The 12,361-nt window shown below is 69.0% G+C and carries 11 protein-coding genes; 2 read left to right on the plus strand and 9 right to left on the minus strand.

From position 1 onward, the window contains the following. Window positions 1-10: 10 nt before the first annotated feature. Window positions 11-412 (minus strand): EVE domain-containing protein, encoded by a 402-nt coding sequence (locus ACOFKS_RS01955; RefSeq protein WP_419807570.1) that lies wholly within the window; start codon window positions 410-412, stop codon window positions 11-13. Between the two features lie 123 nt (window positions 413-535). Between ACOFKS_RS01955 and ACOFKS_RS01960 the strand changes: the two genes are divergently transcribed. Together ACOFKS_RS01960 and ACOFKS_RS01965 are read left to right on the plus strand one after the other, a co-directional pair. Further along, window positions 536-901 (plus strand): hypothetical protein, encoded by a 366-nt coding sequence (locus ACOFKS_RS01960; protein ID WP_419807571.1) that lies wholly within the window; start codon window positions 536-538, stop codon window positions 899-901. Between the two features lie 95 nt (window positions 902-996). Next, window positions 997-1,260, plus strand: a complete 264-nt coding sequence (locus ACOFKS_RS01965) for a DUF3297 family protein (RefSeq protein WP_419807572.1) — start codon at window positions 997-999, stop codon at window positions 1,258-1,260. A gap of 14 nt (window positions 1,261-1,274) precedes the next feature. Here the strand turns inward: ACOFKS_RS01965 and ACOFKS_RS01970 are convergent, their stop codons facing one another. The 8 genes from ACOFKS_RS01970 to ACOFKS_RS02005 all read right to left on the minus strand — a co-directional run. After that, on the minus strand, window positions 1,275-2,093 hold the full coding sequence (locus ACOFKS_RS01970) for a LytR/AlgR family response regulator transcription factor (protein WP_419807573.1): 819 nt from the start codon (window positions 2,091-2,093) through the stop codon (window positions 1,275-1,277). A 64-nt stretch (window positions 2,094-2,157) separates the two neighbouring features. Then, window positions 2,158-3,276, minus strand: a complete 1,119-nt coding sequence (locus ACOFKS_RS01975) for a sensor histidine kinase (protein ID WP_419807574.1) — start codon at window positions 3,274-3,276, stop codon at window positions 2,158-2,160. A 97-nt stretch (window positions 3,277-3,373) separates the two neighbouring features. Further along, window positions 3,374-6,802 carry a carboxypeptidase regulatory-like domain-containing protein gene (locus ACOFKS_RS01980; RefSeq protein WP_419807575.1) on the minus strand — a complete coding sequence of 1,143 codons (3,429 nt, stop codon included), beginning with the start codon at window positions 6,800-6,802 and terminating at the stop codon, window positions 3,374-3,376. Window positions 6,803-6,988: 186 nt separating this feature from the next. Then, complete coding sequence (ligA, locus tag ACOFKS_RS01985) at window positions 6,989-9,061, minus strand: NAD-dependent DNA ligase LigA (protein ID WP_419807576.1); 2,073 nt, start codon at window positions 9,059-9,061, stop codon at window positions 6,989-6,991. A 40-nt stretch (window positions 9,062-9,101) separates the two neighbouring features. Then, window positions 9,102-9,410, minus strand: a complete 309-nt coding sequence (locus tag ACOFKS_RS01990; RefSeq protein ID WP_419807577.1) for a hypothetical protein — start codon at window positions 9,408-9,410, stop codon at window positions 9,102-9,104. A 21-nt stretch (window positions 9,411-9,431) separates the two neighbouring features. Then, window positions 9,432-9,866, minus strand: coding sequence for a hypothetical protein (locus ACOFKS_RS01995; protein ID WP_419807578.1), 435 nt, complete (start codon window positions 9,864-9,866; stop codon window positions 9,432-9,434). After that, window positions 9,863-11,518 carry a DNA repair protein RecN gene (gene recN, locus ACOFKS_RS02000; protein ID WP_419807579.1) on the minus strand — a complete coding sequence of 552 codons (1,656 nt, stop codon included), beginning with the start codon at window positions 11,516-11,518 and terminating at the stop codon, window positions 9,863-9,865. Before recN ends, ACOFKS_RS01995 begins: the two co-directional genes overlap by 4 nt. A 137-nt stretch (window positions 11,519-11,655) precedes the next feature. After that, a partial coding sequence (locus ACOFKS_RS02005) for an outer membrane protein assembly factor BamD (protein ID WP_419807580.1) occupies window positions 11,656-12,361 on the minus strand: 706 nt, incomplete at its 5' end.

The following is a 12,361-nucleotide window of genomic DNA, read 5'->3' on the forward strand; positions in this document are numbered from 1 at the left end:
ACGGCGATGCTTAAGCGGTGGCAAGCCCCAGCACCGTGGCCCACTCCGCCGCGGTCACCGGCGACACGCTGAGCCGCGACTGGCGGATCGTCGCCATTTCGGCGAGCGCCGGGTTCGCCTTCATCGCGGCCAGCGTAACGGGTGCGGGCAGCGGGCGGACCGGCTCGACCCGAACCGACACCCACCGGCCATCGTCGCCGTCGGCCTGCGCCTCCCGTGCGACCCGCGCCACGCCGACCGCCGCCTTCGCCGTGCCGCTATGATAGAACAGCAACTCGTCGCCGACCTTCATCGCGCGCAGGTTCTTCGCGGCGGTGGCGTTGCGGATGCCGTCCCACTCGGTGCCGCCGTCGCGCACCAAGTCCTCCCAGCCATAGCTGTCGGGTTCGCCCTTGATGAGCCAGTGCGCCACAGCTTTCTCCCAGTTGAACGCACCATTCCGTGCCGGTTCAGGGCGACTCGGGCAATACCGGTAACAAGGTCGCGGTGGTGTTCGTTCAGCCCGCACGACCGAGCTTTGTGTAGGAGGTCCGACATGACTGGTCTGTTCAAGAAGGCAGTGCTCGGCACGGCGATGGCCGCGAGTGCGTTTGCGGCGTCCGCTCCGGCCGACGCGCAATATCGCGGCTATCGTGGCGGCTATGGCCATCACCGCGGCGGCATCGGCGCCGGTGGCGCGGCGGTACTGGGCGGCATCATCGGTCTGGGCGTCGGCGCGGCGATCGCGTCGAACGACCGCGGGCGTTATTACGATCGCGGCTATTACAACGACGCGCCCCCGCCGCGCGCCTATTACTACGACGATTACCGGGCGAACTACGACTACCAGCCGCGCTGCTATTACCAGCGCCAGTACGACCGCTGGAGCGGACGCCCCTACGACGTGCGCGTCTGCAACTGATCCGACGAGGTCACGCGGGGAAGCGGCGCGGTGGCTCATGGCTGCCGCGCCGTTTTTTGTGGGCAAAGGACCGGTAGGGCCGTTAAGGCGCAGGCATGACCGACACGCCGCCAGACCATCTCTCGATCGATCCCCGCTCGCCGCATTTCGACCAGGCGGCGCTGGAGCGCGGCATCGGCATCCGCTTCAAGGGCGTCGAGCGCAAGGACGTCGAGGAATACAGCCGCTCGGAGGGCTGGATTCGCGTGGCGTTGGGCAAGAAGGTCGACCGTCAGGGCCGGCCTCTCACGATCAAGCTGGCCGGCGAGGTCGAGTCGTGGTTCCAGCGGCCGGCCGAGGAAGAGCCCGCCGAGGACTGACCTCGGGCCGATCCTCAGTGAACGAAGCGTGCCACCACGTCGCGATAGCTGCGGCTGACCTTCACGCTGCCGCCCGAATTGAGCACCAGGAAGCATTCGCCGTTGGTGTGCGGCTTCACCTGCTTGACCTGATCGAGATTGACGATGGTCGAGCGGTGGACGCGCTGGAACCGGCGTGGGTCCAGCCGCTTTTCCAGGTCCTTCATCGTCTCGCGCAGCACCAGAGAATTGTCGCCGGTCTTGATGACCATGTAATCGCCCGCCGCCTCGATCAGCTCGATCGTATCGACGTCGACGCGGAAGATCTGGCCCTGGTCCTTGATGTTGATGAGCTTCTCGAACCGATTGGACGAGGGGTCCCCGCCCGTACCGCCGCCGAGACCCTCGGCCTCCATGTCGGCGGCGGCCTCGGGCGCGTGCTCGGCCAGCGCGTCCTTCAGCATCGCGGCCTCGCCGACGCTCTGCTTCTCGCTCAACCGCAGGCGCACCCGGTCGAGCGTGTCGGCGAGCCTCGACTCGTCGACCGGCTTCATCAGGTAATCGACCGCCTGCGCCTCGAACGCCCGCAGCGCATGGTCGGAATAGGCGGTGACGAACACGAACAGCGGCGGCTCGACCTCCATCAGCCCCTGCACGACCGAAAATCCGTCGAAGCCCGGCATCTGTATATCGAGGAAGACGAGGTCGGGCTTGTGGGTCTTGATCGCGCGGATCGCCTCGCGTCCGTTGATGCATTTGTCGATGATCTCGACGTCGTCGAACTGCTGCAACCGCAGCTCCAGCCCCTGAATGGCGAGCGGCTCGTCGTCGACGAGGATGGTTCGAATGGTCATGCGGCCTCGTGATGAATGGCGTCGGCCCTAGGCGGATGCGCCTGAACGGGAGATTGCGCGGACATCATGCAGCCTCCTTCAGTTCCTCCAGCTGGAAGGGGAACTCGATCGTGACCGAGAAGCCGCCCGCCGGCATCGATTGGGTCGTGAGCTGCTGGTCCGGGCCATAGGCCTGCACCAGCCGCTCGCGGATATTGGGCAGTCCGACCCCGGTGGAAAGGCTGACCGGCAAGGCGCCGTCGCGCAAGCCGGGGCCGGTGTCGGACACGACGATCCGCACCCGTTCCCCGGCGAGTTGCACCTTGACGCAGATATCGGCGCCCTCTTCCTGCGGCGTGACCGCATATTTGATCGCGTTCTCGACCAGGGGCTGGAGCAGCAGCGAGGGCAGGCGGGCACGCTCCGCGGCGGGATCGATGTCGAACGCGGTCCGCAACCGGCTCTCGAACCGCATTTTCTCGATCTCCAGATACAGTTTCAGCGTATCGACCTCCTGCGCGACGGTGACGTGCGCGGTCGGCTCGTTGGCGAGCGTGTAACGGAGGAACGACGACAGCCGCGACAGCATCGCGTTGGCGCGGTCGGTCTGCTTCAACAGCACCAGCGTCGAGATGGAATTGAGCGTGTTGAACAGGAAATGCGGGTTGAGCTGATAGCGCAGCATCGCCAGCTGCGCCGACGACGCCTGCGCCTCCAGGTCGCGCATCTGGTCGATCTGCTCCTCGACCAGGATGTAGAAGTTGATTCCGAAATACAGCGCCGACCACCCGGCGAGCACCGTAAAACAGATGTAGAAGGCGGAGACGAACGACGCGAGGCTGACGCCGGGCGTCACCACCCGCACGCTGATGAACGAAAACGCGAAGGCGACCAGAAAGGCATAGAGCAGCGTCACGCCCAGCAGGGTCGCGACGGTCAGCGCCACGCCCGCGACGCGCCGCATCCGGCGGTAATATCCGTAGAGCGTCGACAGCAGCAGCGTCAGGCAATAGCCCAGGATCGCCTCGACCAGCACCGGCACGACCACGTCGAGTGACGGCCCGCCGGAGATCGACGCCGCCTCGCGCACGATCAGATACCCGCCCCACCCGATCGCCTGCAATGTCCAGAACGCGCGGCTCTTGTCCTCGAAGAACGGCCGGACGTTGAGCGGGGGGTGAGGGGGTGGGGCGAGATAGGCCAAGGCCTGCGCGCTATAGGCGGCGCGGGCCGAACGCAAAAGAGGCCGCCGCTCCGATCGGAAGCGGCAGCCCCTCCGGCTCCGACGGAGCGCCCCCTCCTTAGAAGGAGAAGCGCGCGCCGATGCGGATCAGGTACAGCGAGTTGGACACGCTCGGCAGCACCTCCGACGCCCGCGGATCGCGGAACGACGAATAGCGATACTGCGCGCAGGTCTGGGTCGGCAGCGTGTTGGCGACTGCCGGCAGGCCGGTCGGGTTGTTCGCCGCCGTGGTGCCGATCGCCACCACGCCCGTGCCCGTCGCGACCGGGGCGCTCAGGCACTGCACCTGCACCACCGCCGACTGATACGGGAAACCGAGCTGGCGCAGCCCGCCCCACTTGCTGTTGATGAGGTTGGGCAGGTTCTCGATGTCGCCGAACAGCGACACGCGCGAGCCGCCGATGAAGGTCGGCAGTTCCTGCTCCAGATGGAGGTCGATGCGGGTGAAGGCGCGGTTGCGGGCGATGTTCTTCGCCGCGATCCGGCCGCGATAGTCCTTCAGCGCGGTACGCCCGATCAGCCCCTCGACCGCCGTCTGCGTCGCCGCCGAGTCATAGCTGACCAGCGGATCGGTCGCGCTGGTCGGCACGTAGAACAGGTAGCGCGTGTTGCCGTTGGTGCCGATGTTGGTCACGGTGCCGAACACGGGCGAGCGGTTGCCGCCCGGATCCTGCATCGTGAAGCTGTAGCGGCGGCCCGACCGGGTCTCGCCGAACAGCTGGATCGAGGTGCGATAGTCGCCGAAGAAGGCGTGATCGAACCCGACATTGTACTTGAACGCCCAGGTCGTCTCGTCCGACGAGCGGCCATAGGACGCGAAGTTCGGGTCCGCCATCGCGGCGTTGGCGTAGTTCGACGTCGCGGTCGACGAGGTCGCCGGGCTGACGTCCTTCACGTCCTGACGCGCATAGCTGCCGCCGAAGGTCAGGCCGAAGTCGAAGTCCTTCTGGAACCGGACCACGCCGATATGGCTGCGGCCGCGATCGTCGTTGTAGATGATCGTGTCGAGGTTGGTGTCGCTGCCCAGCCCCGTGGTCGCGATCTGGCCGTTATACAGCGTGCGCGCATTGTAGCGGGGACGCCCGTCGGGCAGCCGGCCGATGACGATCGACCGCGCGTCGGTGAACGCCACGCCGCTGACCGTCTCGGTGTAGATATAGTCCGCGCCGACGTTGAAGCCGAACAGCGTGTAGTCGGCGGACAGCGTCGCCTTCAGCACCGACGGCAGGCGGAAGTCCTGCGCCAGCGCGTTGACCGGTGCGGTCAGCAGGCTGGCCGTGTTGGTCGACAGGAAGGTGTTGGCAGCGCCGGGAATGTTGGTGCCGGTGACGCCGTTCAGCGCCGTCGTGCACAATGCCGCATTGGCGCCCGTGAACGGGGCCGCGCAGACCGCCGTGTTCTGCGAGCCGGCCACCGCGCCCGGCGTCGTCGCGCCCGCCGTGGTGGCGCGCGTCACGGTGGTCAGGCGGTTGGAGAGCACGCCGGTGTTCGAATAGCTGTTGGACAGATAGATGTCCGGCGACCCGCCGCCGAAGATGCCCGCGCCGCCACGGATACGCAGCGAGTTCACGCCCGGCTTCCAGTTGAACGAGAAGCGCGGCTGGAAGTTGTCCAGGCCCTTGTAGGTCTGCGTGTTAAAGAAGCCGACCCGGTTGAAGAACGCCGTGTTGGGAGCGATCGGCGAGCGCTGCGCGTAGACGTCGTAGCGGAAGCCATAGGTGATGTTCAGCGCGTCCGAGATCGTCCAGTTGTCCTGGAGGCCGAACGAATATTGCTGATAGCGGAAGTCCGCCGCCACGTCGCGCGTGTTGAGCGATACCGCATTGGCATAGTCGAAGGTCGACGCCGACTTGTTGCGGAAGTCCGCGATCGAGTCGAAATAATAGGCGCCCGACGAGTATTGCAGGAAGTAGTTGAAGGTCCGGTTCGCCGTGACCTCGAACAGCGCCTTGATGTCGTGACCGCCGCCATTGTAGCGCGCCAGCAGCGAGCCGCCCCAGGTGTCGTTGAACAACTCGTTGGTCTGCCGGCTGATGTCCGGGCCGAAGGCGACGATCGGCACGCCGACGCCGCACGCCGTCACCGATCCCGCCGAGACCGCATCGGTGCAGACGCGGAACTGTGCGAAGCCGCGGCCGAGCAGCGGGTCCTGGCCCGTACGCTGCGACTTGTACTGGAACCGCGCCTCGGTCGAGAACTGGTCGGTCCAGTCGGAGTTCAGCTGCGCGATCCCCGCGCGCACCAGCACGGAGCGCTGATAGGCGTCCGATTCAAGTCCCAGGCTGGGCGCGGTCGCCGACGTGGAGTTGGTGTTCTGCAGGACGTTCGCCGATTCATAGGCGTTGACGTAGGTCACCGACAGCCGCTGGCCGGTGGTGATGTTCCAGTCGATCCGCCCGACGATCTTCTCGTCCTTCTGCGGATTGATCGCCAGCACGCTGCCCGGATTGTAGTTGTAGACGCTGTTGGAGATGCCGGTGACGGTGTCCACCGTCGCCTGCGACAGGCCGACGACCTGGTTCGCGGCGGACGGGGTGAACGGACGCGGATCGGTGTTGCGCTCGGCCGAGACCATGAAGAACAGCTTGTCGGCGATCAGCGGCCCGCGGAACGTCGCGCCATAGGTCTCCGAATTGTAGCGCGGCAGCACCAGCGTGTTGGAGCCGATGCGCTTGCCCTGCAGGCTGTCGCGGCTCTGCGAGTAGAAGCCCGTGCCGTGGAAATCGTTGTCGCCCGACAGCACGACGGTGTCGATCGCCACGCCCTGGAAGTTGCCCTGGCGGATGTCGTACGGCGCGAACGAGGTCGAGACCTGCGCGATCGCGTCGAACGGGATCGGCCCGCGCCCGGTCGGGTTGGCGTCGGAGTTGAGCCCGAACTGATCGCCGACCTGAACGCCGTTGATCGTGAACCGGTTGAAGCGTGGGTTGACGCCGCCGAAGCTGACCGCGCGGGTGTTGGACAGGTCGAGGCTGGCGAGCGGATCGCGACGCTCGATGTCGCGGATGTCGCGGTTGACCGAAGCGACGCGGCGGATGTCCGCCTGCGTCAGCACCGTCTGCGGCCCGTCGGACCGGGTGCCCGCGCCGCGGATGGAGGCGGCGGTCACGACGATGTCGGGGCCGGCGGTTTCGGCGCCGTTCGCCGCCGCGCCATCCGTCGCGGCCAGCTCCACCGGCAACTCGAACGGCTGCTGCACCACCGTGAAGATGTCGGTGACGGTCTTGTTGCCCGACGCGCTGGTGATCGCCACCGTATAGGGCCCACCCGGACGCAGGCCGGTGAACGTGAAGGTGCCCGACCCATCGGTCGTGGTCTGCGACGTCGTGCCCGACGCGGTCTCGGTGGCGACGACCGTGGCGCCCGCGACGGGGGCACCGGCGTTCATCACCGAACCGCGAATCGAGGACGTGGTCTCCTGCGCCGACGCGGCGGCCGGAATCACGAGCGCGACGGCGGCCGCGCCCAGAAGGAACTGATGTCGCATGATTTTTCCCAACCCCTTGGAATTCTTGTGCGGCCCATTCTGCCGATGCGGCCGCCCTGGCAGGGTAATAAGTCGCTTCCGTGACTCGGGCTAGGGTAGTGGCGGGCGCACGCACGAGTCTTCATGCTGCGTTGCAAAATAGCCACGGTCGGGAGCCGGCGGCCGGCTGTTTCCGTCGCGGCGACGCTACCCCGTCGCCGCCGCCACCAGCGTCGCCCAGTCCGCCTCCGCGATCACCCGCACGCCCAGCTCCGCCGCCTTTTTCAGCTTCGAGCCCGCATTGGCGCCGGCGACGACCAGATCGGTCTTCGCCGACACCGACCCCGCCACCCGCGCGCCCAACGCCTCCGCCTGCGCCTTCGCCTCGTCGCGCGACAGCGTCTCCAGCGTGCCGGTGAAGACCACGATCTTGCCGCTGACCTCCGATGCGCGGGTCTCCACGACGAAGGGTGGCGGCGACACCTGTGCGAGCAGGTCGTCCCACAGCGCCTGATTGTGCGGTTCGTGAAAGAAGTCGCCCAGCGCCGCGACGACGCTGGGGCCGACGCCGTCGATCAGTTGAAACCGGTGCAGCGCGTCGGGATCGCCGCCGCGCACCGCCGCCGCCGCGTCCCGCAACGCAGGCAGCGTCGCAAACGCCTTCATCAGGTCGCGCGCGGTGATGCTGCCGATATGGCGGATGCCGAGTCCGAACAGCAGCCGCGCGGCGTCGGGCGTGCGCTTCGCCTCGATCGCCGCGAGCAGCGCGTCGACCGACTTCGCCTGCCACCCTTCGCGCGCCAGCAACGCCTCGCGGTGCGGTGCCAGCCCGAACAGATCGGCCGGCTCCTTCACCCAGCCGAGTTCGATCAGCTCGACCAGCGTCTTTTCCCCCAGCCCGTCGATGTCGAGCGCCCCCCGGCTGACGAAATGCCGTAGCCGTTCCAGCCGTTGCGCCGGGCAGATCAACCCGCCGGTGCAGCGGATGTCGACCTCGCCCGCCTCCGCCACCGCCTCGCTGCCGCAGGCGGGGCAGTGATCGGGAAAGACGAAGGCGGGGCGATCGTCGGCGGCCGACAGGTTCTCGACGATCTGCGGGATCACGTCGCCCGCGCGCTGGAGCACGACGCGGTCGCCGGGCCGCACTCCCAACCGGGCGATCTCGTCGGCATTGTGCAGCGTCGCGTTGGTGACGACGACGCCGCCGACGGTGACCGGCGCCAGCCGCGCGACCGGCGTCAGCTTGCCGGTGCGCCCGACCTGGATGTCGATCGCGTTGAGCGTGGTCTGCGCGCGCTGCGCCGGAAACTTGTGCGCGACGGCCCAGCGCGGGGCGCGGCCGACGCTGCCCAGCCGCGCCTGCCAGTCGAGCCGGTCGATCTTGTAGACCACGCCGTCGATGTCGAACGGCAGGTCGGCGCGTGCCGCCTCGATCGTGCGGTATTGCGCCAGTGCCTCGTCGAGATCGGCGCAGCGGCACAAGCCCTCGGCGATCGGAAAGCCCCAGCCGCGCAGGCGATCGACCACCCCCGCCTGCGTGTCCGCCGGCACCACGCTCGCCTCGCCCCAGCCATGCGCCAGGAAGCGCAGCGGTCGGCTGGCGGTAACGGCCGCATCCTTCTGCCGGAGCGACCCGGCGGCGGCGTTGCGCGGGTTGGCGAACTGCCGCGCGCCCTCGCCGCCGTCTGCGAGCAGCCGCGCGTTGAGCGCCGCGAACGCGGCCTTCTCCATATACACCTCGCCGCGCACCTCGAAGACTGTCGGCGCGTCGGCGGGGAGCTGTTTCGGGATGTCGTCGATCGTCGCGACGTTCGCGGTGACGTCCTCGCCGACCGCGCCGTCGCCCCGCGTCAGCGCCTGCACCAGCCGCCCGTCCTCATAGCGCAGCGAACAGGACAGCCCGTCGATCTTCGGTTCGGCGGTCAGCGCGACCGGCTCGTCCTCGGCAAGCTTCAGGAAGCGCCGAACCCGCCCCACGAAGTCGCGCACCTCTTCGTCGGAAAAGCCGTTGTCGAGGCTCATCATCGGACGCGCATGCGCGACCTTGGCGAGGTGCCCGGCGGGCGCGGCGCCGACCTGTCGGCCGGGCGAGTCGGCGCGGACCGCCTGCGGAAACGCCGCCTCGATCGCCGCGTTACGCCGCACCAGCGCGTCGAAGTCGGCGTCGTCGATCTCCGGCGCATCGTCGGTATGATACAGCCGGTTGTGCCGCGCGATTTCGGCGGCGAGTGCCTCCAGCGCGGCGGCGGCCTCGGCGTCGGTCGTGGGCAGGTCCGTCATCGGCGAACGGTAGGGGAGGGCGCCGCCGCCCCGCAAGCGTTCAGGACCACCACCCCGGCCACCCCGCCACGATCGCCCCGCTTCGCGCCAGCACCAGCGGCGCGGGCCGCCAGTCGAACCCCGCCATGATCGCGATCCCGGCGAGCATGTTCCGCACCGCGACGATTGCGGCGAGCAGCGCCCATAGCAGGAACCATACGCCACCCCGAAACGGTGCCGCGATCGCCAGCGATACGACGGCCGGCAGCGCCAGTGCCGACACCACCAGGGTCACTGCGCCGAACGGCAACGTCGCCAGGCCGATACGGACCTCGCGCCGCTGCGACCTGCTTAGCGATGTCGATGGCACCAACGGCCCGCTTGCGCTCACTTACACGAGCTCATCGCGCTTCGCCTGGGGTCTGATGCGCCCGATGCGTCGTGCGCCGGCGTGTGGTCGCCGCAGTTCGAACCGCCGGAACGGCAGGGCGGCATCGGTTTCACCTGCTCTGGCCGCGCGACGGAGCCAGAAGTGGTAACGCGCCATGTCCCGCCTGGCGAAGAACGACATGGCCAGATTGTAGGCGGCGTTCCCGTTGCCCTGTCGATACGCCCGCCGATACAGGCCGAACGCGCTGAACGGGTCGGCAAAGTAGCCTAGTTTTGTCGCAAACGGCTGCGCGTAGTGGTCCGCCAGCGCCACCATCGCCTCCGTCTCGCCGCGTAGGGCAAGATGCTGCGCGATCAGCATCCAGACCCCGCGCGCCTTGCCAGCGCGGATGCGCGACGCCCGCCACAGGAGCCGTTCGTTGCGCGCCGAACTCACGCCGCCTCCAGCAACCGTTCCGCCTGCGCGCGCGCCTCGTCCGTCACCTGCGCGCCCGACAGCATCCGCGCGATCTCCTCGCGGCGTTCGGCCTCGTCCAGCGCGCGGACGCCGGTGCGGGTGACGGTGCCGTCGTGGCTCTTGGCGATCAACAGGTGCTGGCGCCCGCGTGCCGCGACCTGGGGGCTGTGGGTCACGACCAGCAGCTGCGTGCCCTCGCTCAGCCGTTGCAGCCGCTCGCCGATCGCGCTCGCCACCGCGCCGCCGACGCCGCGATCGACCTCGTCGAACACCATCGTCCGGACCGCACCGCGTTCCGCCAGCGCCACCTTGAGCGCGAGGATGAAGCGCGACAGCTCGCCGCCCGACGCGATCTTGACCAACGGTGCGAACGGCGCGCCGGGGTTGGTCGCGATCTCGAACTCGACGCGGTCCGCGCCTGCCGCCGACCATTGCTCCGGGCCGAGCGGCGCCACCGCGGTGCGGAACTTCGCCGCGTCCAGCTTGAGCGGCGCCAGCTCGCGCGCCACCGCCGTGTCGAGCCGTGCGCCGGCCTCGGTGCGCGCCGCCGTCAGCGTGTCGGCGGCGGCGCGATAGCCGTCGCGCGTCCGCGTCACCGCCGCCGCCAACGCGCCCAGCCCCTCTTCGCCCGCGTCCAGCCGGTCGAGCCGCCCGCGCAGCTCGCCCGCCAGCGCCGCAAGATCGTCGGGCTGCACCCGATGCTTGCGCGCCATCGCCCGCAGCTCGAACAGCCGCGCTTCGTCTTCCTCCTGCGCGCGCGCGTCGAACTGCAGCTCGCGCGCGGCATCGCGTAGCCGCTCCTCGGCGACGGCGCCCTCGATCACCGCGCGGTCCACCGCCGCCAGCGCATCGGCCAGCGCGGGGTGATCGCCCGCGATCCGTTCCAGCACCCGCGCCGCCTGGCGCAGCTTCGACAAGCCGCCCTCGGCTCCTTCCAGATGGCCCTCGACGACGTTCAGGTCGTCCGCGATCTTCTCCGCGCGCTGCATCATGCGGCGGCGGTCGGCGAGCGTCTCCTCCTCGCCCGGTTCCGGCGAGAGCGCCTCCAGCTCGGCGACGGCATGGTCCAGCCAGTCGCGGTCCGCCTGCGCGGTCGCGATCTCGCCCTGCGCCGCCGCCAGCGCGGCCGTCGCTTCCCGTAGCTGCTCCCACGCCCGCGCGACCGGCGCGGCGTCGACCCGACCGAAGCCGTCGAGCAGCGCGCGATGCCCGGCGGGGGCCAGCAACCCGCGATCGTCGTGCTGGCCGTGGATCTCGACCAGATGCTCGGCCAGCTGGCGCAGCAGCGCCGCCGAGGCGGGCTGGTCGTTGACGAAGCCGCGACTGCCGCCGTCCGCCTTCACCAGCCGTCGTACGATCAGCGGCTCGCCCGGCTCGATCGCCAGCCCGCTGTCGGCGAGCATCGCCAGTGCGCCGACCGGCGGGTCGAAGCTGGCGGTCACCACCGCCTGGCTCGCGCCGTGCCGGACCAGCGCGCTGTCGCCGCGCGCGCCCAGCGCCAACCCCAGCGCGTCGAGCAGGATCGACTTGCCCGCGCCGGTCTCTCCCGTCAGCACGCCCAGCCCCGCATCGAAGCGCAGGTCGAGCGCCTCGATCAGCACCACGTCGCGGATGGAAAGCGCGGTCAGCATCGGTGCGATATAAGGCCCAGCGCTACAGACGGAATAGCGTTGCCACCTTGGGTCGGCGTCGCCGCCCCGTCGTCATGTCGACCTCGTCTCAGCATCCCTGAAGTGAATTCAGGGCGACGAGGGCCGCCGTGTCGCGCTTATGGCGTCGTCGTGCCGCTCGCGGGCGTGCCCGCCGTGCCGCTGTTGGTCGTCGCCGGTCCCGAGGTCGCGGGCGTCGGCGCGGCGGCGGCGTCGGTCGGTGCGGCCGTCGTCGCGCCCGGCCGCGTCGTACCCGAATCGCCCGGCAGCGACAGCGCCTTCGCGCCCGGCGTGCCCGGCGGCACCGCCTGCGCGCCGCGCCCGACCGCCGCCAGCTGCGTCGCCGGATGGTCCTGCATCAGCTTGTAGGCCTGCTTGTACCAGATCGAGCCGGTGTAGTTCCGCCCCAACACCGCCGCCGACCGTTGCGCCTCCTCAGGCACGCCCAGATTGAGGTAGCATTCGGTCAGTCGCATCAGCGCCTCGGGTGTGTGCGTCGTCGTCTGATAGGTGTCGATCACCGTCCGGAACCGCATGGACGCCGCCAGCCACTGCCCGCGCGTCTCGTAGAAGCGGCCGACCTCCATCTCCTTGCCCGCGAGATGGTCGTTGACCAGGTCGATCTTCAGCCGCGCGTCGGCGGCATAGCGGCTGGTAGGATAGCGCCGCGTCAGCTCGCCCAGCGCGTCCAGCGCCTGACGCGTGATCTTCTGGTCGCGCGTCACGTCCTGGATCTGCTCGTAATAGCCGAGCGCGACCAGATAATAGCCATAGGCCGCGTCGCGATTGCCCGGATGGATCGAGATGAAGCGCTGCGCCGACTGG

Source organism: Sphingomonas sp., from assembly GCF_965200135.1.
Classification (GTDB): Bacteria; Pseudomonadota; Alphaproteobacteria; order Sphingomonadales; family Sphingomonadaceae; genus Sphingomonas.

Coding starts and splice junctions, on each gene's coding strand:
- ACOFKS_RS01965 (WP_419807572.1), top strand. CDS start 997: ATGACCGACACGCCGCCAGACCATCTCTCGATCGATCCCCGCTCGCCG.
- ACOFKS_RS01960 (WP_419807571.1), top strand. CDS start 536: ATGACTGGTCTGTTCAAGAAGGCAGTGCTCGGCACGGCGATGGCCGCG.
- ligA (WP_419807576.1), bottom strand. CDS start 9,061: ATGACGGACCTGCCCACGACCGACGCCGAGGCCGCCGCCGCGCTGGAG.
- recN (WP_419807579.1), bottom strand. CDS start 11,518: ATGCTGACCGCGCTTTCCATCCGCGACGTGGTGCTGATCGAGGCGCTC.
- ACOFKS_RS01970 (WP_419807573.1), bottom strand. CDS start 2,093: ATGACCATTCGAACCATCCTCGTCGACGACGAGCCGCTCGCCATTCAG.
- ACOFKS_RS01980 (WP_419807575.1), bottom strand. CDS start 6,802: ATGCGACATCAGTTCCTTCTGGGCGCGGCCGCCGTCGCGCTCGTGATT.